The organism is Nocardia sp. NPDC051570, assembly GCF_044454005.1.
GTDB lineage: Bacteria > Actinomycetota > Actinomycetes > Mycobacteriales > Mycobacteriaceae > Nocardia.
Genome location: NZ_JBITDI010000005.1, coordinates 367,317 through 388,700, shown reverse-complemented (window position 1 = coordinate 388,700; position 21,384 = coordinate 367,317). Strand labels below are relative to the sequence as shown.

22 protein-coding genes are annotated in these 21,384 nt (G+C 68.1%); 4 read left to right on the top strand and 18 right to left on the bottom strand.

Annotated elements, in window-relative coordinates; translation table 11 throughout:
* Positions 1-171 precede the first annotated feature (171 nt).
* The gene (locus tag ACIA76_RS15180) at positions 172-1,155 is read left to right on the top strand and encodes an AAA family ATPase (protein ID WP_397152375.1); all 984 of its coding nucleotides are present in this window, start codon (positions 172-174) and stop codon (positions 1,153-1,155) included.
* Positions 1,156-1,157: 2 nt separating this feature from the next.
* Positions 1,158-2,453, top strand: a complete 1,296-nt coding sequence (locus ACIA76_RS15175; RefSeq protein ID WP_397152374.1) for a DUF58 domain-containing protein — start codon at positions 1,158-1,160, stop codon at positions 2,451-2,453.
* A gap of 49 nt (positions 2,454-2,502) precedes the next feature.
* On the opposite strand, the gene ACIA76_RS15170 is transcribed toward ACIA76_RS15175, so the two are convergent.
* Positions 2,503-3,291, bottom strand: a complete 789-nt coding sequence (locus tag ACIA76_RS15170; RefSeq protein WP_397152373.1) for an RDD family protein — start codon at positions 3,289-3,291, stop codon at positions 2,503-2,505.
* 70 nt (positions 3,292-3,361) lie between these two features.
* Between ACIA76_RS15170 and ACIA76_RS15165 the strand changes: the two genes are divergently transcribed.
* Positions 3,362-4,336: a stage II sporulation protein M gene (locus tag ACIA76_RS15165; RefSeq protein WP_397152372.1), complete on the top strand. Its 975-nt coding sequence runs from the start codon at positions 3,362-3,364 to the stop codon at positions 4,334-4,336.
* A gap of 634 nt (positions 4,337-4,970) precedes the next feature.
* Here ACIA76_RS15165 and ACIA76_RS15160 read toward each other — a convergent pair.
* Positions 4,971-6,407, bottom strand: a complete 1,437-nt coding sequence (locus ACIA76_RS15160; RefSeq protein ID WP_397152371.1) for a hypothetical protein — start codon at positions 6,405-6,407, stop codon at positions 4,971-4,973.
* Positions 6,408-6,503: 96 nt separating this feature from the next.
* Between ACIA76_RS15160 and ACIA76_RS15155 the strand changes: the two genes are divergently transcribed.
* Positions 6,504-7,181 (top strand): phosphate signaling complex PhoU family protein, encoded by a 678-nt coding sequence (locus ACIA76_RS15155; RefSeq protein ID WP_397152370.1) that lies wholly within the window; start codon positions 6,504-6,506, stop codon positions 7,179-7,181.
* Here the strand turns inward: ACIA76_RS15155 and ACIA76_RS15150 are convergent.
* From ACIA76_RS15150 to ACIA76_RS15075, 16 genes are all read right to left on the bottom strand, one after another.
* Positions 7,167-7,859 carry a DUF6390 family protein gene (locus ACIA76_RS15150; protein ID WP_397152583.1) on the bottom strand — a complete coding sequence of 231 codons (693 nt, stop codon included), beginning with the start codon at positions 7,857-7,859 and terminating at the stop codon, positions 7,167-7,169. The two genes, ACIA76_RS15155 and ACIA76_RS15150, sit on opposite strands and share 15 nt — an antisense overlap.
* Positions 7,860-7,918: 59 nt before the next feature.
* Positions 7,919-8,989 (bottom strand): hydrogenase expression/formation protein HypE, encoded by a 1,071-nt coding sequence (gene hypE / locus ACIA76_RS15145; protein ID WP_397152369.1) that lies wholly within the window; start codon positions 8,987-8,989, stop codon positions 7,919-7,921.
* Complete coding sequence (gene hypD / locus ACIA76_RS15140; protein ID WP_397152368.1) at positions 8,982-10,094, bottom strand: hydrogenase formation protein HypD; 1,113 nt, start codon at positions 10,092-10,094, stop codon at positions 8,982-8,984. The genes hypE and hypD overlap by 8 nt, the downstream gene beginning before the upstream one ends.
* On the bottom strand, positions 10,091-10,417 hold the full coding sequence (locus tag ACIA76_RS15135; RefSeq protein WP_397152367.1) for a HypC/HybG/HupF family hydrogenase formation chaperone: 327 nt from the start codon (positions 10,415-10,417) through the stop codon (positions 10,091-10,093). The genes hypD and ACIA76_RS15135 overlap by 4 nt, the downstream gene beginning before the upstream one ends.
* Before the next feature lie 17 nt (positions 10,418-10,434).
* On the bottom strand, positions 10,435-12,855 hold the full coding sequence (locus ACIA76_RS15130; RefSeq protein WP_397152366.1) for a carbamoyltransferase HypF: 2,421 nt from the start codon (positions 12,853-12,855) through the stop codon (positions 10,435-10,437).
* Positions 12,852-13,094: a HypC/HybG/HupF family hydrogenase formation chaperone gene (locus tag ACIA76_RS15125; protein ID WP_397152365.1), complete on the bottom strand. Its 243-nt coding sequence runs from the start codon at positions 13,092-13,094 to the stop codon at positions 12,852-12,854. Before ACIA76_RS15125 ends, ACIA76_RS15130 begins: the two co-directional genes overlap by 4 nt.
* Positions 13,095-13,097: 3 nt before the next feature.
* On the bottom strand, positions 13,098-13,568 hold the full coding sequence (locus ACIA76_RS15120) for a hydrogenase maturation protease (RefSeq protein WP_397152364.1): 471 nt from the start codon (positions 13,566-13,568) through the stop codon (positions 13,098-13,100).
* A gap of 8 nt (positions 13,569-13,576) precedes the next feature.
* Positions 13,577-13,696, bottom strand: coding sequence for a DUF6893 family small protein (locus ACIA76_RS15115; RefSeq protein ID WP_397152363.1), 120 nt, complete (start codon positions 13,694-13,696; stop codon positions 13,577-13,579).
* A gap of 16 nt (positions 13,697-13,712) precedes the next feature.
* Positions 13,713-15,041: a hypothetical protein gene (locus ACIA76_RS15110; RefSeq protein WP_397152362.1), complete on the bottom strand. Its 1,329-nt coding sequence runs from the start codon at positions 15,039-15,041 to the stop codon at positions 13,713-13,715.
* Positions 15,038-15,676 (bottom strand): DUF6084 family protein, encoded by a 639-nt coding sequence (locus ACIA76_RS15105; protein WP_397152361.1) that lies wholly within the window; start codon positions 15,674-15,676, stop codon positions 15,038-15,040. The genes ACIA76_RS15110 and ACIA76_RS15105 overlap by 4 nt, the downstream gene beginning before the upstream one ends.
* Entirely contained in the window at positions 15,673-16,362 is a 690-nt protein-coding gene (locus tag ACIA76_RS15100) for a DUF5947 family protein (RefSeq protein WP_397152360.1), read from the bottom strand. The genes ACIA76_RS15105 and ACIA76_RS15100 overlap by 4 nt, the downstream gene beginning before the upstream one ends.
* Complete coding sequence (locus ACIA76_RS15095) at positions 16,359-17,237, bottom strand: NifU family protein (RefSeq protein WP_397152359.1); 879 nt, start codon at positions 17,235-17,237, stop codon at positions 16,359-16,361. Before ACIA76_RS15095 ends, ACIA76_RS15100 begins: the two co-directional genes overlap by 4 nt.
* 4 nt (positions 17,238-17,241) lie before the next feature.
* Positions 17,242-19,038, bottom strand: coding sequence for a nickel-dependent hydrogenase large subunit (locus ACIA76_RS15090; protein ID WP_397152358.1), 1,797 nt, complete (start codon positions 19,036-19,038; stop codon positions 17,242-17,244).
* Positions 19,039-19,051: 13 nt separating this feature from the next.
* On the bottom strand, positions 19,052-20,107 hold the full coding sequence (locus ACIA76_RS15085) for a hydrogenase expression protein HypE (protein ID WP_397152357.1): 1,056 nt from the start codon (positions 20,105-20,107) through the stop codon (positions 19,052-19,054).
* 116 nt (positions 20,108-20,223) lie between these two features.
* Entirely contained in the window at positions 20,224-21,027 is an 804-nt protein-coding gene (gene hypB / locus ACIA76_RS15080; protein ID WP_397152356.1) for a hydrogenase nickel incorporation protein HypB, read from the bottom strand.
* Entirely contained in the window at positions 20,985-21,359 is a 375-nt protein-coding gene (locus tag ACIA76_RS15075; RefSeq protein ID WP_397152355.1) for a hydrogenase maturation nickel metallochaperone HypA, read from the bottom strand. The genes hypB and ACIA76_RS15075 overlap by 43 nt, the downstream gene beginning before the upstream one ends.
* Between the last annotated feature and the right edge of the window lie 25 nt (positions 21,360-21,384).

Genomic DNA, 21,384 nt, shown 5'->3' with positions numbered 1-21,384 from the left:
GGTGCCGCTGCGCAAGCGACGAAGGAGCAAGCAGCGGTACCCGAACGACGAGCCTCAGGCGCCGCAAACCCGCGGCGGCGAAGCCGCCGCCAAAATATACAGCCCGGTGCCCGACGATCAGTCTCTGCAAGTCGTTGTCGCACAACTGGATCGCATCGAATCGGAGATCGGATGACCACGGTGGACACCAACCACACCCCGACCGCCGAGGACGCCCATCGGGCATTCGGCGCGTTACGCGCCGAGATCGGCAAGGCCGTCGTCGGTAACGACCAGGCCATCATGTTTCTGGTACTGGCGCTGCTGTGCCGCGGGCATGTGCTGCTGGAAGGTGTTCCGGGCGTGGCGAAGACGCTGCTGGTGCGCGCGCTGGCGATGGCGCTGGACCTCGAGCACGCTCGCGTCCAGTTCACCCCGGATCTCATGCCCGGCGATGTGACCGGTTCGCAGATCTACGATCCGCATTCGGGGGAGTTCACCTTCCGCCGCGGACCGGTGTTCACGAATCTGCTGCTGGCCGACGAGATCAACCGCACTCCCCCGAAAACCCAATCCGCGCTGCTGGAATCGATGGAGGAGCGGCAGGTGTCGGTCGACGGCAAACCGCGGCCGCTGCCCGAACCGTTCGTGGTCGTGGCCACCCAGAATCCGATCGAACAGGAGGGCACCTATCCGCTGCCGGAGGCGCAGCTGGACCGGTTCCTGTTCAAGGTCGACATCCGGCTGCCCGGCCGCGATGACGAATTCCGCGTCCTGCAGCGGCATGCCGCCGGATTCGATCCGCGCGATCTGACCGCGGCGGGCCTGCGCCCGGTGGCCGGACCCGCGCATATCGCGGCCGCCCGCACCGCGGTCGCGGAGGTGACGATCGCCCCCGAGGTGCTCGCCTACATCGTCGATCTGTGCCGGGCCACCCGCAGCTCCCCGGCCGTGCAGCACGGCGCGTCCACCCGCGGCGCCACCGCGCTGATGGCGGCCGCGCGGGCGCTGGCCTGGCTGGGCGGGCGCGGATTCGTCTCCCCCGACGACGTGAAACACGTTGCGGTGGCGGTACTTCGGCATCGGCTGCAGCTGCGTCCCGAGGCGGAGCTGGACGGGGCGACGGCAGAGGGCGTGATGTCCTCGCTGCTGCTGTCGGTTCCGGTTCCGGTGTAGCCATGGTGGTCACCGGGCGGCTGGCGGCCATCGCCGCGGGGGCGGGTCTGGTCGTGATGTTCGCGCTGCCGTCGTGGCTGGGCGTCGTCGCGGCGACCGGTCTGCTGGCGGTGCTCATCGCGATCGATACGACGTTGGCGGGCAAGGGAATCGGGCTCGAGCTGTCGCGAGCGGCGCTGACCACGGTGCGATCGGGGCGCACGACCGAGGTGGAGCTGACGGTGCTCAACGCCGGTACCCGCACGATCCGCGGCATGCTGTGGGACGACTGGCCCGACAGCGCGCGGGCCGATCACGACAGCCACCACCTGCTACTCGCGCCGAATACCAAGACCCACCTGCGCACCACGCTGCGACCGGACTATCGCGGCGACCGCGTGGCCGGACCGGTGACCGTGCGCCTGCTGGGGCCGCTCGGGCTGGCCGGTCGGCAGATTCGCCGCGACGTGCCCGCCCGCCTGCGGGCGCTGCCGCCGTTTCGCAGCGAGAAGGTGCTGGCCGCGAAGGTGCGGCAGCTGCAGCATCTGGAGGGCCGCACGGTGACGAACACCCGCGGCCAGGGTTCGGAATTCGATTCGTTCCGTGAGTACGTGGCCGGTGACGATGTCCGCGCGATCGATTGGCGCGCGACCGCCCGCGCGACCGATGTCCTGGTGCGCACCTGGCGCCCCGAACGCAACCGCCACGTACTGATGCTGCTGGACACCGGCCGCACGGCCGCGGCCAGGATCGGCGAGGGCACTCGCCTCGATGTCGCCATCGAGGCCGCGCTGCTGCTCGGCGGCCTGGCCGCCGCGGCGGGCGATACCGCCGATCTGCTCGCCTACGACCGCACGATCCGCGCCGAGGTCCGCGGCATCGGCGGAAAGTCCCTGCAGCCCAAGCTGATGCACGCCTTATCCGCGGTGGTGCCCGCCCTGGTCGACACCGACACCCCCGGTCTGGTCCGCGCCGCACTGCGACACGCCCGCCGCCGCAGCCTGATCGTCTGGTTCACCAGCCTCGACGGCGCACTGGTCGAGGAGAACCTCACCCCCGTCCTCCCGGTCCTCGCCCACCGCCACCGCGTCCTGCTGGTCTCGGTCACCGACCCCGACGTCGCCGCCGCCGCCACCCACCGCACCACGATCCCCGACATCTACGCCGCCGCCACCGCCGAATCCCTCCTCGCCGAACGCGCCCTCGTCCAGGAATCCCTGCGCCGCAAGGGCATCGGCGTCGTAGCCACCTCCCCCACCCGCCTCCCCGAGGCCCTGGCCGACGAATACCTGGAACTGAAACGCTCCGGAGCCATGTGACCACCCGCCGCCCGTACACGGCGACTCAACTCCTCCTCCGCCGCTCCATTCAGCGCCAGGTCATATCGAAAGGCATTGGTGCCGGGCGGGATTGGGTGAGGGTGCGGCGTTGGCGTTCGGAGATGAGGGCGCCGAGGATGTGCAGGGGTGGGTAGTTGGGGGGTGGGGGGACGCCGAGGCGGGTGCAGGCAGTGGTGACGAGGGTGTGGCCGAGGGCGGCCTGGATTTCGGGGGTGAGAGTGCGGTAGCGGGTGAGGTATCGGCGGATGGGGAGGGCCAGGTCTTCGGTGAGGGCGGACAGGTCCAGGTGTTGGGACCAGGACTGGAGCCAGGGCGGGGCGGCGGCCAAGGCGGGCAACGGGATTCGGGTGCGGTCGTGGACCACCACCGTGCCGGCGAGGATGTCGCCGATCCGGCGGGCGCGCGGGGAGCACAGTGAGGTCACCACCGCGACGGCGCCGAATCCGCCGAGGGCCCAGAAGTCGACGATGGCGCCGGCGAGGCCGCGGGTCAGGGCGTGGCGGAAGTCGATCGGTCCGCCGTCGGCCCGGACCACGCGCAGCCCCAGCATCAGCTTGCCGACCGTGCGCCCGCGCAACAGCGTCTCGCAGGTGACCGGATATCCGGCCAATACGGTCACGAAGATCACCAGCACCGCGGTGTCGAGCCAGGCGATATCCGGATCGAACCGCACCAGCAGCATCACCACGGCCGCGAACAGCAGCCACGCCAGCACGAACTGCAGCACCACATCGATGAGGAAGGCCGCGGCCCGCGTGGGTATCCGCGCGATCGGCAGTTCGAGGGCGACGGCCTCGCCGGTGGTGAAGACGGCCATGATTCCTCCAGCCTAGGGCCTGGCCGACCGACTAGCCTCGGTCACGAACAACGAGCAGGGGAGGCCACCGATGGACGTGGACGCCTACGCCTATACGCACCGGCCGTCCTGGGACCGGCTCGATCGCCTGAGCCGGCAGCGCCGCCTGTCCGGCGCGGAGGCCGACGAACTGGTGGCGCTGTATCGCCGCACCTCCCAACAGCTCGCGCGGCTGCAATCGCACTCTCCCGATCCAGAACTGATCGCCGGGCTCAGCGCCCTGCTGATCCGGGCCCGCGCCCGGGTGCTGGGCACCCGCGGCGAGGTATTGCGAGAAGTAGGCCGGTTCTTCACCCATCGGTTCCCCGCCGCGGTGTATCGGGCCGCGCCGTGGTGGGCCGGGGTGGCCGCGGCTTTCCTCGCCGTCTCGGCGGGGCTGGCCGTGTGGGTGTCCGGATCGGGCACGGCCCGAAAGCGGTTGGGGCTGCCCGCCGATACCGGCGATCTCACCGGCCCCGGCGGCAGATTCGAGACCTACTACTCCGACCACCCGCATGACGCCTTCGCCGCGCAGGTGTGGACCAATAACGCCTGGGTCGCGGCGGTCGCGCTGTTCACCGGAATCGTGATTCTGCCCGCGGTCTACGTGCTGTACATGAACGCGCTCAATCTGGGCGTCTCGGCGGGCCTGATGGCCGGCGCGGGGCGGCTGGACGCCTTCTTCGGTTTCCTCCTGCCGCACGGAATGCTGGAGCTCACAGCGGTTTTCGTGGCCGGGGGCGCGGGTTTGAAGCTGGGCTGGACGCTGATCGATCCGGGTCGCCTCAGCCGGGCCCGGGCGCTGGCCCGGCAGGGCCGGGCGACCGCGACCGTCGCGCTGGGGCTGGTGGCGGTGCTGCTGATTTCGGGTCTGATCGAGGGCTTCGTGACGCCGAGCGGATGGCCCGCCCCCGTGCGCGTCGGCATCGGCCTACTGGCCGAACTGGGCTTCCTCGCCTACGTCTTCGTGATCGGGCGGCGTGCCGCGGCAGAGCCGGTAGCTACCGACCCGCTCATCTCCGGCTAACCGAGCGCACGCCGCTGCGAAGACTGCTGAGGCTGAGGGATTTCGAACCGGGTCGGACATCCCGGATTTGAGGACCACTGGCCGCAGCGAGTCCAGCTCAGCTGCGGCCAGCGTTGCTTACAACTCTACACAATCGTTATTCCGATGCAACCTCCCACACTGCGCTCGGGCGTATACGTGACCTGGCCGAAACCGACGCTCGGACAGGGTTGTTGGCAGTGGCGCGCAAATTCGTAGCGTCCCTTGTGCGGGGTGTCGATGCGCCCCCGCGCAACATCCCGTCCGGTCGCTCCCGTTCATCCGATTTCGAACCCGAAGAACGATCGAGAGATCGTCATTTCGCATTTGCCGATTCCGACCGAAGATACGATCAACCCCGCAGTCCACCCATTCCCAACTGGCCGTTTACCAAGCGAATAGGAAATGACCACAGGGTTGCCAGGCAGAAAACAGACCCAGAGTTTGTTATCTGCCGTCAATACGGGACGCATACCGGGCTATACAGATCCCGCCGCTGATGTCCACTCTATTTATCTGCGCTTAATAACGATCGCCATGCGCATAACCCTCGCCCGCAACCCTTCCGAGGCAGGCGCCCCGCCGACCAAGGTGCGACGAAGATCACACCCCACCGTCAGCCGATCCGCAGTATTCCGGTGATCGTCCCCTGCAGTAGGTGGCCGTCCCGCGTGATCAGCGGGGCGGTCTGCAGCGGATCCTCCAGCAGGGTGCCCGGCAGCGGACTGCGCGCCGCGACCGCACCGGTCCCGGGATCGATGGCCGTGAACTCGAACCCGTCCAGCGGCGTGGTGTGTTCCGGCCCGACCCGGGCCACGGTGTAGACCAGGCCGTCGGCGGCCGACAGGATCGGCACCGCGGAACTGCGCACGGCGTTGTCCCAGACGGTGTGACAGCCCGTGCCGTCCACATCCACCCGGGTCATGCCGCCGACGAACGGAGCCGTCGACGGCGAGGCGGGTCCCGCACCCTCCGGCACGGCCGGATAGGGATAGCCGTAGGTGCTCGCGACCATCACCGTGCTGCCCAGCCCGATCGGCGCGTTCTCACTGCCCGGCCCGCCGTGGGTGAGCACCGGCTGCGTGCAGACGAGTTCGCCCGTGCCGGACCGGAATACCAGCAGCCGCACCGGCCCCGCCGCATTGTCGACGATCGTGACGTACTCCGCTCCGGTCGCGGGCCCGAAGTACACCGGCGTGGACCCGGTGCCCCAGCTCAGCTGGCCCGGCTTACGCGCCGGGCCGCGATCGTAGGGCGCGCGCCAGCGGATATGCGGCCTGCCCGCCTCGGTATCGAATTCGTAGAGCGCGAATGTCGTTGCGACCGCGACCCTTCCGTTCGGCGTGGACGAAATGCTGTTGGCCACCTGCTCACCCGCGGGCAGCGCCACGCTCGTCACCGCCCCCGACGGATCGGCCCGTCCGACCACCGCACGCGCGGTCGCGAACCACACCGCCCCGCCCGAATCCGGAACCAACCCCACCACACTGTCGCCGTCGGGCACCACACCGGACAGATCGATCGACTCATCGATCCGCAACCGCCATGCCCCGCCGCCGTCGCGATCGTGCCCGATGCGCAGCAGCTGCCGCCGGCCGTCCACGACCACCAGCCGATCGTGCTGATCCAGATAGGCGTACACACCGCCGAGCAGCCCGCCCTTGGTCAATGGCAGTGTGGCCAACGGCGCCTCGACCCTCGCGGGATCGATCAGCGCAACGGTCGGGACCTGCCCGGCGATCGCGGTGCACAGCGCCACCACCAATCCGTCCGAACCCTGCAGCAGCGTCGGACAGGCCGAGGCCAGCGGAGCGATCGTCGCCGAGACCGGCCGGGCCCCGGGCCCGGCCAGCGGCGTGGCATCGGAACTGCCCGCATCGCCGTGCATGGTGGCCGAACCCGGCGGCCCCAGAAAGGGATTGGGCGCGGCGAACGGCCCCCGGGGCTGCACCGCACCGACCCCCGGAATCGACCAGAATGCGCAGGTCACGGCGATCGAGCCCGCGACGAACGCCCGGCGGAGATGGAATTGGACAGCTGATCGAGAACGCATCTCGCGATCCTGCCCGGTCCAATACGAATGCGCATCAGTGCTATTCGGTATTCCGAAACCCGCACAGCCCGGCGGGCGAAAGGCGAAGATAGCCGCGTGCGGACGAAGTTCTCCTCCGAACTCGCGGCCCTGACCCGGGAACTGGGCCGCTTGGCGGGCCTGGCGCACGAGGCCGCCGAACGCGTGGCGCTCGCGGTGACCGAGACCGATCTCACCGCCGCCTACGAGGTCTTCGCCCTCGACGAGAAACTGCAGGAGAAGTACGGCGCCTGCGAGAACCGCGCCGTAATCCTGCTCGCCCTCGAGGCCCCCGTCGCCCGCGATCTACGACATGTGGTGAGCGCCATCCAGATTGCCGATGATCTCTCCCAGCTGGGCTGGCTCACCAGCAGCATCGCCGACAGCGTGGTGCGCCGCTATCCCCATCCGGTCGCGCCGCCGGAGATCATCACCCCGCTCGCCGAGATCGGACGGCTCACCACCATCCTCGCCGCCCGGGTCGTCGACGTCATCGTCGCCACCGGCCATCCGATCCCGGATGCCGAACTGGTGGTGCCCGATCCGGCGCTGGCCCACACCTGCCAGCGCGTGCTGCAGCTGCTGGCATCGCCGGAGTGGCCGCACCACAGCGCGATGGCCGTCGATCTGGCCCTGCTGGTCCACCATTACGAGCGCTGCGCCGAACACTGTGTCCGCATCGGCCGCCTGATCCGCTTCTTCCACACCGGAATTCCGCTGTCCGCGCAGGCGAGCGCCGAATCACCCCCGGCCTAACCGCGCATTGGTCACCCGCAGTTGCCGGGCCGTCCCGGCGGCCAGATCCCGGACCTGCGCGGGACTGAGCAGACCGCATAACCGATCCCAGTGCAGCGCGACCGCCCGGCCGGGGTACAGATCGGGCGGCGCGGCATCGTCGTGGATGCGGCGCAGGCCCGGCGCGGACAGACCGAGCCGATAACCGTCCCAGCGCAACCGACGGCACCACACCGTGATCTCGCCGTCGTGGCGGGCGAGCACCGTCGCCCAGGTGATCCGGCAGCTGTCGAGGATGCGCACCGGTTCGGGCCCCTTGCCGAGCAGTCGCGTCCACGGGTACACGCCGAAGACGTGGAAGTGGTGATTGGCCGCGGCCTCATTCGCCAGCTCCGGGGTCAGATGCGTCCAGTAGTGCCCGGCGAGCGGACCGATCCGGGCCAGCAGCGCGCCGGTGAATTCGACCGGATCCAGCACGGCCCCGACTCCCCCACCGAGCCAATAGGATTCGACCAGCCGCCCATCCAGCGGATCCGCGATACCGGTCAGCGCCGACATCGCGCACAGATACGGCCAGGCGCCGGAGAATCGGCGCGCGACCGCCCGCACCTCGTCGGCCGTCCCGCCGCGCAGCGCCTCGGCGTCGGGCGGGCCGCAGTAACCCAGGGCATTGGGCGCGTAGGCGTAGCGGGCGAACATCTCCACGCCCGCCACCTCGGTTGCCGTGATATCGCCACCTCCTCGAAAGCCGCGGCCACTCAACAGATTCGGGGCAGCTGCTCCCCAGCGGGCAGGTCCACCACCCGGGTGCCGCCGAGGGCCGTGCGGGCCACCACCATGCCCGGATGTTCGGGCACGCAGACCCCGATCGCCTCGGCGTGTGCGCCCAGCGGATGGTCGCGCATGGCCGCGAGCACTCGATCGGCGTCCGCGGCGGCCACGAACGCGACCAGCTTGCCCTCGTTGGCGACATACATCGGATCGAGTCCGAGCAGCCCGCACGCGTCGCGCACCGCCTGCGGGATCGGGATCGCGCGTTCGTCCAGTGCCACACCGACCTTCGCGGCCCGCGCGATCTCGTTCAATGCCGAGGCCATTCCGCCCCGCGTCGGATCGCGCAGCACATGGACGTCGGCGCCCGTGGCCAGCATGGCCGCGACCAGACCGTGCAGCGGCGCGGTATCGCTGCACACCGAGGTCGCGAATTCCAGCCCCGCGCGGCAGCTGAGCACCGCCACCCCGTGCATTCCGATCTCACCGCTGACGATCACCACATCCCCGGCCCGGGCCCGCTGCGGGCGAATGTCGACACCCGCCCCGATCAGGCCGATACCCGAGGTGTTCACGTAGATCCCGTCGCCGTGTCCGGCATCGACCACCTTGGTATCGCCGGTGACCAGCTTGACGCCCGCGCCGAGCGCGGCGGTCCCCATGGCCTCGGCGATCCGCGCGATCTCGGCCAGCGGCGTGCCCTCCTCCAGGATGAAGGCGGTGGCCAGCGCGATGGGATGGGCACCGGACATGGCCAGATCGTTGACCGTGCCGTTGATCGCGAGCTCACCGATCGACCCGCCCGGGAATCGCAGCGGCTTGACCACGAACGAATCGGTGGTGAACGCCAGCCGCGCGCCGCCGATGGTCACGACCGCCGAATCGCCCATCCCGGCCTCGGCCGCGGAACCGAAGGCGGGCAGGAACAGATGCTCGATCAGCTCACCCGACATGGCGCCGCCGCCACCGTGGCCCATCACGATATTCGGGGCATCGCGCAGCGGCAGCGGGCAGACCCAGCTCTCCATATCGATGGCCGCGGGGGCATCCTCAGGCATGAGCGGCCTCCGCCGGGAGATCCAGGCGCCGGTACAGGTAGTAGGCCGCGCAGGCGCCCTCGGAGGAGACCATGGTGGCGCCCAACGGATTTCGCGGCGTGCACTGCTTACCGAAGGCGGCGCATTCATGCGGTTTGATCAGGCCCTGCAGCACCTCGCCCGATCGGCAGATCGAGGATTCGGCCGTATGCAGATCGCCCACCGAGAACCGTTGCTCGGCATCGAATTCGCGGTAACGCTCCGACAGTCGCCAGCCGCTGCGCGGAATCACACCGATACCACGCCAGGCCCGGTCGGTGATGTCGAAGACGTCTTCCAGCATGGCCTTGGCCGCCGGATTCCCGCCCTCGGCCACCGCGCGCCGATAGGCGTTCTCGACCTCGTGCCGCCCGGACTCGAGCTGAATCACGGTGCGGCGGATACCCTCCAGAATATCGAGCGGTTCGAAGCCGGTGACCACGATCGGGATCCGGTACTTGTCGGTGAGCGGCGGATACTCGCCGATCCCCATGACCGTGCACACATGTCCGGCGGCCAGGAACGCCTGCACCCGGCAGCTCGGCGATTCCATGATCGCCGAAATGGCCGGCGGCACCAGCACATGCGAGACCAGCAGCGAGAAGTTGCGCACACCAAGCCTTTTCGCCTGATATACCGTCATGGCGTTGGCGGGTGCGGTCGTTTCGAAGCCGATCCCGAAGAACACCACCTCGCGATCGGGATTGGCACGGGCCAGCTCGAGCGCGTCCAGCGGCGAATAGACCACGCGCACATCGCCGCCCTCGCTCTTGATGCGGAACAGGTCGCGGCTGCTGCCGGGCACGCGCAGCATGTCACCGAACGAGCAGAAGATCACATCGGGCCGCGACGCGATCTCGAGCGCCTTATCGATGATCTCGAGCGGGGTCACGCAGACCGGGCAGCCGGGTCCGTGGATCATCTCGATGGTGTCGGGCAGCAGCTGATCGATGCCGTGGCGGATGATCGAATGCGTCTGCCCGCCACACACTTCCATGATCGACCAGCGCCGGGTGGTAAGGGCGCGGATGCGATCGAGCAGGCGCCCGGCCAGCTCCGGATCGCTGAATTCGTCGAGATACTTCACGACGTCACCTCCGGGTTCTCTCGCGATGGGGCGGCCTCGGGGTTGTCGAGACCGGCCTGGGCGGCGGCGATGGCGAAGCCGTCACCGAACTCCTCGTTCAGCACGCCCAGGCGCGCGAATTCGTCGAGGGTGGCCAGCGCGGAGGCCTCGTCCAGGCGCTGGAGGGCGAATCCGACGTGCACGATGACGTAGTCGCCGATCGTGGCATCGGGGATGTACTGCAGACAGACGTCCTTGTGCACGCCGCCGAAGTCGACGATCGACATCAGCGTGCCGTCGCGCTCGTGCAGGCTCAGGACCTTTCCGGGCACCGCCAGACACATCGGCGCACTCCTTCCGCTCAACTCGCCCCGACGGCGAGTAGTTGTCCGAATGCGAGGCCGCCGTCGTTGGGCGGTAGCCGATGATGGGTGAGCACGTGGAATCCGTTGTCTCGCAGCAGTGTCCGAGCCGACGACAACAGCAGGGCATTCTGGAAGACACCGCCGGACAGGGCGATCGGGTTCGATCGGCCGAAGCGCAGGGCCAGCCGCAGCACCAACCGCGCGACGGCGGCATGGAATCGCGCACCGATCACCGGAATCGGCGTACCCGCCCGCACATCAGCGACCACCGCGGCGATCGCCGGCGCCGCATCGATCGATATCGGTTCGGCCGCGCCGTCACCCTCGGCGAGCCCGAACCGATACACCGCATCGACCTCGACGCCGCGGGACAGTCCCTCCAGCTCGATGGCGGCCTGCGCCTCGTAGTCGACGACCTGCCGCACTCCCGCCAGCGCGGCCACCGCATCGAACAACCGGCCCATGCTCGAGGTCGGCACGCAGCCGAAACCGGTATCCAATTGGTGGGCAAGGACGCTGCGCTCCTCCGGTGGACAGGCCCGCACCGCCGGAATGTCGTCATCCCAGGCGATACCCGCCGTGCGCAGATGCGCGAGCGCCATCCGATAGGGCCGCCGCACACTCACATCGCCGCCCGCCAGCGGCACATAGCGCAGATGTGCGAGCCGCCGGAAGCCCTTGTATCCCGCCAGGAGCACCTCGCCACCCCAGATCGCGCCGTCGGGTCCGAATCCCGTGCCGTCGAAGGCGATTCCGAGCACCGTCTCGGCCGGATCGAGGCCGTGCTCGCCCATGACCGCCGCGATATGGGCGTGATGATGCTGCACCGATCGCACCGGCCGCTCGCCCGCATGCTGATGCGCCCAGGCCGTGGACCGGTAGCGCGGATGCGCGTCGGCGGCGAGTTGTTCCGGACGCACCCCGGTCAGTTCCTCCAGATGCCGTTCGGCGTCGGTGAACGCGGTGAGGGTGGCCAGATCGTCCATATCGCCGATGTGCTGGCTCAACCAGGCGTATCGGTCCTCGCCGACCGCGCACGTGTTCTTGAGATCCGCACCCACGGCCAGGGTCGGCGGGATCGGCATCGGCAGCGCCAGCGGCAGCGGCGCATGGCCGCGCGACCGCCGCACCGGCAGTTCCAGCCCGTCCACGAGCCGCACCACGGAGTCGTCACACGGCACCAGGATGCGGCGATCATGCGATAACCAGGCATCGGCCAGCCCGGCGAGCCTGATCCGCGCATCGGCGTCGTCGTAGCAGATCGGTTCTCCGCCAAGGTTTCCCGAGGTCATCACCAGGGCCTGCGGGCCCGGCGGATCCTCGGGCAATCCGAACAGCAGCAGATGCAGCGGCGTATACGCGATCAGTACACCGAGATCCGGATTGCCCGGCGCTACCTCCGCCACGGCGAGTTCCGCATGCCCGTGCGCGAATCCGGCTGCGCCCGCGTTCATCCCGTCACCGGCGGCATCGTGTGCGAGTCCGGTCGTGGCCGACTGGGTCCCGGTGTGCACGCCCCGAGACCGGCGGCGCGGGAGTAGCACGATGGGGCGCGCCGGGCTTGTCAACAGGGCGGCCGCTGCCTCGTCGACCTCGACGAGAATGCGAGCGGTCGCCAGGTCGGGGACCATCACGGCGAAGGGTTTGTCGCCGCGGCGTTTACGGCGGCGCAGCTCGGTGACCGCGGCGGGATCGGCCGCATCGCAGGCGAGATGGTAGCCACCGATGCCCTTGACGGCGAGGATTCCGCCCGCACGCAACAACTCCCGGGCCGCGGCGAGGGGGTCGCCCGGGTTCGAGCGGCCCTGCGGCGGACGGTGAATGGGGTCGGCTGGGCTCGAATAGCTCAGCGTGGGACCGCATTCGGGGCAGGCGATGGGCTGGGCGTGGAAGCGGCGGTCGGCGGGGTCGGCGTATTCGCGGGCGCAGGCATCGCACAGGGGGAATTCGGCCATCGAGGTGCGCTCGCGGTCGTAGGGCAGTGCGGCGATGATGGTGAACCGGGGCCCGCAATTGGTGCAGTTGACGAAGGGGTGCCGGTAGCGCCGATCGGCCGGATCGCGCAGTTCGGCGGCGCAGTCGGCGCAGATCGCGACGTCGGGCGAGGCCAGTGTGCGGCCGCCGGTGGCGCGGGTGGTGTCGGCGATGTGGAAGCCGGTGCCGCCGCGCACCTCGAGCTCGCACTGTTCGACGGATTCGACGACCGCCAAGGGCGGCGGCCGGTCCCTGATCCGGCGGATGAATTCATCGAGATCGGCCGGGGCGCCCTCGATGTCGATGAGTACGCCCGAGCTGTCGTTGGATACCCGTCCGGACAGCGACAGTTCCGCGGCGGTGGCGTAGACGAACGGCCGGAAGCCCACGCCCTGCACCACCCCCCGCACGACGATCCCGCGCCGCGCCCGCCCGCCGGTCACGGCTGTTCACCGCTGCCGAGCAATCGCAGGCCGTCCAGCGCCGCGGCCGCGCCCGCCGCATCGGTGCGCTCCACCGCGAGACCCATATGGATGATGACCCAATCGCCGGCGCGCGGCGGATCCTCCTCCAGCAGACCGATATTCACCTTCCGGTGCTCGCCGGAGACATCGACGAGCGCGATCTGACCGTGATAGCCGTCGACGATCTCGACGACCCGGCCGGGTATGCCCAGGCACATCGTTCACACCTCCTGCCGTGTGCGCAGATTCGCGAGCACCGCCTCGACCGCGGCCGCGGCGGCGGGCACCGCCGCGGCGACCGGTTCGGACAGCCCGATGCCCTCCTCGACCGATGCCACCTGAGCGCCGACCACCACCGTGGGCGGCACCCGCCCGCCGAGCGCCCGGACCGCCGCGAACACGGCCTCCGGATTCATGGCGTGCGCATCGAGTCGCGCTGTGGCCGTGGACTGTTCGGCGCGCAGCACCTCGATCCGGCCGGGCTCGCCGCGATCGGGCAGGGCATCGACGAGGATCAGCGCATCCCAGCCGTCGAGCAGGTCGTAGGCCAGATGCATGCCGCGGATGCCGTAATCGGCGACGCGCACACCGGTTTCGCGGTCACCGCTCAAACGCCGCAGGACCGCGGGCCCGAATCCGTCGTCGCCGAGGAAGATGTTGCCGATCCCGGCGACCAGCACGGTCGTCACCACCTCGCTCGCTACATATGCCGGATGCGCAGATAGCGCCGAAGATCGGGGACGGATCGCACCCCGAGCCAGGCCAGCGACACCACGATCAGCGCGACGATGACGGTCGCGATCACTCCTACCGTTTCCATGGCCGTTTCGGTCCTTTCATATCGAATCCGGTTCGGGCACTTGATCGATCGGTTCCAGTTCATCGGGCGCGAAGTAGAGGTAGCGGCCGTACCATTCGTGCAGATCCGCCGCCGGATCGTCCTCCACGACGACCGCGACATGCACCCGATCCTCGACATCGGAATGCACCGCGACCACACGCGCCAGCCGCCCGTCGTAGAACAGGTCGTGGGCATCGGCCCGCCGCGAGGGATGCAGCCGGACCCGGCTGCCCTTACGCACCAGCGTTCCCGCCACGACGATCGCATCCGATTCCGGTCGCACCGCACCGTCCACCGACGGATCCCACCAGTCGATGCCCTCGCCGAGCGCGGGCAGGATCTGCGGCTCGCCGCGCCCGGACGGATCGCGCAGCGCGCCGTGCAGTTGCCGCCAGGCGTCCGGCGTCATGGTCTCGCAGCGGTCGATGATCTCCGCCGCGCGCGGATCGGTGGCCCGGGCCTGCCGTTTCTCCTCGTCGGTCAGGGTCATGATGCGCAGCATCAGGATCTCGTCGATCTCGGTCGAATCGAACAGGGGCAGTGCGCTTTCGGGGGCGATCTCCGGATGGTCGTAGAGGATGATCGGCGAGATCAGCAGCAGGGAGTGATCGCCGGGCGGTCCGGCCAGCACGGGGAAGCAGCGCTGCTGGGTGCACCGGGCGACGGCCGCGACGGCCCGTTCGGGCGGTTCGAGCAACGAGACGAAGCCGCCGCGGGCGACCCCGGCGATGAGATGCGCGCCGATCAGCGATCGGGCCAGGGCGTCGGTGCGTTCGGTCGCGGGCGCGCCGATATTGCGCACCACGATCGAGAGGCGGTGGAAGTCGCCGTCACGCGTCGCGGTCACGGCGAGTTCGGCCTCGATCGGCCTGCGGCCACGGACCAGGCTTCCGGCGGGCGTATCGCCTTCGCGGATCTGCTCGACCTCGGTGGCCGGATCCACCCGCACGCGGAACACGCTGTCCGCCAGAGATATCGGCCCGAATATCGATTCCTTCTCGACGGCCTCGTCCCAGGCGATCCAGGACCGCTGGCCCGCCCGGAGTTCCGTGACCCGATGATCGTCGGCGTCGTACACATCGCGGCGCTGCGACTGCAGGAACCGCAGCGTCAGTGTCACGGTGACGTCCGCATCGCCCTCGATCAGGCATTGCGCCGACATCCGATCCGATTCGCCGAGTCCGGCCTCGGCCGCACCGGGCGGACCCAGCACCCCGAACTGCCAGCGGGACTGGTTCTTTCGCGCGGTCGCGCGATAGGGATAGAGCAGATATCCCTCGTAGAGCACCGCATCGGCCACGGCGCGGGCCCGGGCCGCGGTCACGATCGCTCTTTCAGTAGCTCGCCGACCGCGTCGTCGTATCCGAGCAGTCCGCGCCGAGACTTGTAGGCCGATAAGGCATCCAGCGTCTCCCGCGACAGCCGCACCCAGCCCGAATTCGGGAAATGCGCGGCCATGAGATCGCGCCATACCGAGACGGGCATCGCGAATCGGTCGTCGCGGTCCCAGGGCACCTGATGGATGGCGAAACCGCTGTCGCCCTTGACGAATACCGTGCCGTTGAACAGGAACAGCAGCGGCACCGTACCGCCGCGCAGGGCCTGCAGATACTTCGATCCGGCGACCTCGAGGTCGTAGGTGCACTGCAGCGGCAGATCCGCCTCACAGCCGCCGCTGAAGCCGGGGATCATGGTGGCGCAGTGCATCCACAGGAATGAGCGCTGGGTGTCCTGCCACCGCGACCGCGGACCGAACAGATCCTCGAGGCCCGCACCCTCCTCCTCGGAATAGCCCCGGCGCTGCGGTTCGATGCGGATCTGCGCCCGTAATGCGATGGCGTGCCCCGGCTCACCGATCGGCGCGGTCACGGCGATCCGCGCCGAGAGGATGGGCGCGGCGGCATAGGGCTCGGGCTCGATGCCCAGCACCGTGAAGCCGATCTCCTCGCCCGAACTCATCGCACACCGCCCCGGGCCCGCGCCGCCATGGCCGCGAAGAAGTCATCGATATAGCGCCGGGCCTCCTGACCGCCGTCGAATCCCTTCCACAGCATCCGCATTCGGCCGACGAACTCGTAACACACATCGATCGGCACCAGCATGACCTCACCCGTTCCCCCGCGCGGTGGCATGCGCACCAGCAGCGCCTCCACATCGTCGGCGAGCACATCGAGCTCGGGGTGGCGCTCCGCGATCGCCTGCCACTGTGCCAGCGGCAGTTCGGATTCGGTCGCCCCGGCGGGTCCGGGATAGAAGGCCACGGTCCGCCCGAGCGCGGAGTTGCGGAACAGGAAGGCCAGCCCCACCGGAATCTCCAGCGCATCCCATTCGGCCTGCCCTATCTCGGCCTGCGGAAAGTACAGATAGCGATCGGGCACCGAACGATATCGCCTGCTGTCCTTATACGCCCGGCCATCCCCTGTCCCCGGCACGCGGCCATCCCCTGTCCCCGGCATGCTCTTCGCCGGGGTGAACAGCAGGTAACAGCCGCGGCAGACGCACATCAGTTGGCGCGCTTCGACATTCACGACATGCGGATGCGTCTCCTCGATGGCATCCGCGCACATCTCGCAGCGCTCCCCGGCAGGTGTGGGCGCGGGCCGCGCGGTGGCCAGCCGACGCAGCACCCCGAACGACGGATTCACCCGGCCACCTCCGCCGGGACCGCCACCGACAGCTCACCGGACCGGATGAGCACCGGCAGCGGATCCAGATGTCCGTCCCCGTCGAGCCGGGTCCCGGCGTGCACCGGATCGTAATGCGCGCGACAGGTCGGGCAGCGCAGCACGACCGAACCCGGCGGCGCGCCCATGAGCCGATGCAGCGCGGCGCCGGCCATCGATCGATCGCAGGCCGGACAGTGATCGCGATATACGTAGAGCTCGTCGTCGATCCGGCAGGCCAGCACCGCCTGCCCGGCGACGGCGAATCCGCCCACCTCACCGGGCCGCAATTCGCCGAGCTCGGGCGCCACGGTCCAGCCACCGGGCCGATGACCGTCGGTACGCACCCGGGCGAACAGCGATTCGGCCGGAATCACCGTCCCGGAATCGGCCTGGGCGGCAACGACTTCGATGCCCTCGATCTCGGGCGCCGCGGCGCGCACGGCATCCTCCACGGCCAGTTCGAGCGTGACCGAGGAGGACGGACAGCTCTTACAGCTCCCGTCGAGTTCGAGCCGCACCACCGGACCGTCCACATCGACCAACCGCACATCCCCGCCGTGTGAACCCAGATACGGGCGCACGCTGTCCAGCGCGGTCCGCACCCGGGTGGGCACATCGTGCGGATGCAGGCCGTGCACCAGCAGCAGGCTCGCGATCAACTCGTCGCGGGCCAGCCGCTCGATCGCCGCGGCGTCGAGCAGATCCAGCATCCGGTGCAGTCCGGCCCCGTACAGGTCGACGACCTCGGCCACCAGCAGTTCGGCACGGTCGCGGGCCGCGGCCCCGCCCGTGCCGCTGGCCGCGAGGAGGGTGTCGATTCGTTCGCCCGCCCCGCGCCAGCGATCGGTCGCCATGGCGCTACTCGCCGGTGAGCGTCTGGGTGGGAGAGTGCAGCTTCTCCAACGTCTTTCCGTTGCCCAGGTACATATGCACACCGCAGGGCAGACAGGGATCGAAGCTGCGGACCGTGCGCATGATGTCGATGCCCTTGAAATGCTCCCGATCGTTCTCCTCGAAGATCGGCTGTCCCTGCACCGCATCCTCGTACGGCCCCGGCGTGCCATAGGTATCGCGTGGATTGGCATTCCACGGTGTCGGCGGATACGGATGGTAGTTGGCGATCTTGCCGTCGCGGATCACCATGTGATGCGACAGCACACCGCGCACGGCCTCGGTGAAGCCGCAGCCGATGCCCTCATCGGGCACCTCGAACTTCTCCCAGGTCTTGGTATGCCCGGCCCGGATCTCCGCCAGCGCCTGCTCCGCGAAGTGCAGCGCGCAGGCCGCGGCATAGGCCTGGAAGTAGGTGCGAGCCCGGTTGCGCTCGATCGTATTGCTGCCGTAGGCCGGGATCTTCCACTCGAACTCCACCGGACCCTTCAGCGCGGTCTTGGGCAGATTGATCTGCACGCTGCGCCCGGTCGATTTCACGTATCCGATATCGACCAGCCCGGCCAGCGCCGTCGACCACAGCCGCGCGAGCGGTCCGCCGCCGGTGTCCAGGGCGAGATGATCCTTACCGTCGAACCAGCGCGGCGACATCACCCAGCTGTACTTGTCCTCCAGATCGCGCTTCTGCGGTTTGGGGTTGGTGTGCTGATTCCAGGGATGGCGGCGGTCCACCGGATTGCCCAGCGGATCGGTCTTCACGAACATCTCCTGATCGGTCCAGTCGTCGTAATACGAACTGCCCAACAGGATTCGGATGCCGAGGTTGATATCGACCAGCGACGTGGTGACCAGCTTGCCGTCCACCACCACACCCGGGGTCACGAACATCTTGCGGCCCCACTGCGCCATATCCTTGTAGGCGAAGTTGCACACCTCGGGATCCTGGAACGAGCCCCAGCAGCCGAGCAGCGTGCGCCGCAGCCCGACCTGTTCGTATCCGGGCAGCGCCTCGTAGAAGAAGTCGAACAGATCGTCGTGCATCGGCACGACCTTCTTCATGAACTCCACATACCGCATCAGCCGCGACATGTAGTCGGTCATCAGCTGAATCGTGGCCACCGTGCCCACGCCGCCGGGGTACAGCGTCGAGGGGTGCACATGGCGGCCCTCCATGAGGCAGAACATCTCTCGCGTATAGCGGCTGGTCTGCAGCGCCTCACGATAGAACTCGCCCGTGAACGGATTCAGCGCCTCCATGATGTCGGCGATGGTCCGATAGCCGTGCGCCGATGCGTGCGGCGCGTCGGTCTTGCGCGCGAGCGCGAGCACGCTCGGATTGGTCTCGGCGACCATCTTCTCGCAGAAGTCCACGCCGACCAGATTCTCCTGGAAGATGTTGTGGTCGAACATGTATTCGGCGGCCTCACCGAGGTTGACGATCCACTCGCCCAGATTCGGCGGCTTGACCCCGTAGGCCATGTTCTGGCAGTAGCAGGAGCAGGTGGCGTGGTTATCGCCGCAGATGCCGCAGATGCGGCTGGTGATGAAGTGCGCGTCGCGCGGATCCTTACCGCGCATGAAGATCGAATAGCCGCGGAAGATCGAGGAGGTGCTCTTGCACTCCACCACCTCACGATTGGCGAAATCGATCTTGGTGTAGATACCGAGGCTGCCGACGATTCGAGTGATCGGATCCCACGCCATCTCGACGAGGGCATCGGGTTCGATCTTGCGGTGCGACGGCTCGGGGATGATCTTGGTCATCGTTCCGGTTCTCCTACCAGGTGCGCGTCGCGCCCGTTGTCAGCTTCTCGCCCTTGTGCCGCCAGCGCGGCTCCTTGTCCAGCGTGCGGCCGGTGATGCCGCGCAGGCTGCGAATCACCGAGCCGTACAGTCCCGAGGCCGTCGAGGACAGCTTTCCGCCGGGCGGTTCGTCCATGAACGGCATGAACTTGTCCGGGAATCCGGGCATTGTGCAACCGATACATATGCCGCCCACATTCGGGCAGCCGCCGATGCCGTTTATCCAACCGCGCTTGGGCACATTGCATTTCACGACCGGACCCCAGCAGCCCAGTTTCACGATGCATTTCGGCGAACCATATTCGGTGGCGAAATCACCCTGTTCGTAATAGCCGGCGCGATCGCAGCCCTCGTGCACGGTGTTGCCGAACAACCACTTCGGCCGCAGCGCATCGTCGAGCGGGATCATGGGCGCCTGACCGGTTGCCATATAGAGCAGATAGGTCAGCGTCTCGGACAGGTTGTCCGGATGGATCGGGCAACCCGGAACGCAGACGATCGGAATGCCCGCCTTACTCTTCCAGTCCCAGCCCAGATAGTCCGGAACACCCATGGCGCCCGTGGGATTTCCGGCCATCGCGTGGATACCGCCGTAGGTGGCACAGGTGCCGACGGCGACCACGGCCGTCGCCTTCGGGGCGAGCCGGTCCAGCCATTCGCTGGTGGTCATGGGCTGGCCGGTGGCGGGATCGTTGCCGAATCCGCACCAGTAGCCCTCGGAGTGCAACTGCTCGTTGGGAATCGAGCCCTCCACGACCAGCACGAACGGCTCCAGCTCACCGCGGTCGGCCTTGAAGAACCATTCGAGGAAGTCATCGGCTCCCCCGTTCGGGCCACATTCGAAATCTATGAGTGGCCAGTGGACAGCGACTTTGGGCAGTCCGGGGAGGGATCCGAGAGCGATCTCCTCGACACTGGGCTGGGTGGCGGCAGTCAACGCCACCGAGTCGCCATCACAACTGAGGCCCGCGTTGATCCACAGCACGTGGATCAAGGCCTGTTCGGCTTGGACTGCTTCCTGAGTTGGCATGGGCTGTTGCCTTCCGAAAGCATGCACGTCACCCGGACCGGCTCTCACCTTCATTGAAGAACTCGGCCCGAAATGTGACCCTGATCACGTTATCTTAGGCTCGTCCGGAAGCATCCTCAAGGGTGCTGGATGAACTGTGTTTTCTGTTCCAAAATCCAGTCGTACCAACGGTTTACGCCCTCGCCGGTGGTCGCGGAGAGCGGAAGAATCCGGATACCCGGGTTGACGGATCGTGCATATTCTCGGCATCGATCGAGATCGAATTCGACATACGGCAACAGGTCGATCTTGTTGATCAGAACCAGTCCGGCGGCGGCGAACATATGCGGATACTTCAGCGGTTTGTCGGTGCCCTCGGTCACCGAGATCACCACCACCTTGGCGTGCTCGCCCAGGTCGAACAGCGCGGGGCACACCAGATTTCCGACGTTCTCCACGAACAACAGGCTGTCGGGGGCCGGGCCGAGGGCATCCAGTGCGTGCCGCATCATCTCCGCGTCGAGATGACAGCCCGCGCCCGTATTGACCTGGACGACACGGCATCCCGTGGCCTTGATCCGATCGGCGTCCAGCAGCGTCTCCTGATCGCCCTCGATCACCGCGATGGGCTGATCGCCCAGCTCACGAATCGTGCGTTCCAACAGCGTGGTCTTGCCCGAACCCGGCGAACTGGTCAGATTCAAGGTCAGAATGGCGTTGTCCCGCAGGCGCTTTCGGATGCGCTGGGCGAGCAGATCATTCTTGGCGAGCACCTTCTGTTCCAGGGTGATCGTCTTGGTGATCGGCACGTGCACATGCTCGCCGGGCCCGTGACCGTGTTCGTGGGGATGTTCGTGTTCGTGGGGATGGGGATGGGGATGATCGTGCGGGACCGTGATCACGGCCGCCGCCTCGTCACCGCATCCGCAGGTTGCGCACATGCCTCGCTCACTTCCATCGACCGGATCAACAGCTCTCGCCCCGATCGCAATTCGACGTCGGCGCTGCCGCACCGGCACAGCAGGATCGGATCGGAGACGGTGAATTCGGCACCGCAGGCGCGGCAGTACGCCACGCCCGGCACGGTGCGGATCTCGAGATTCGCCCCCTCGGCGACGGTGCCCTCGGCCACGAGCTCGAAGCAGAACGACATCGCCTCGGGCACAACGGCACACAGCACACCGACCTCGAGTGTGATGCCGTGCACCCGCCGCCCGGCCGCATGCTCGCATACGGCGTCGATGACGCTGCGGGTTATCGCCATTTCGTGCATCGCGAATCCGGATCGGTCCGAAAGG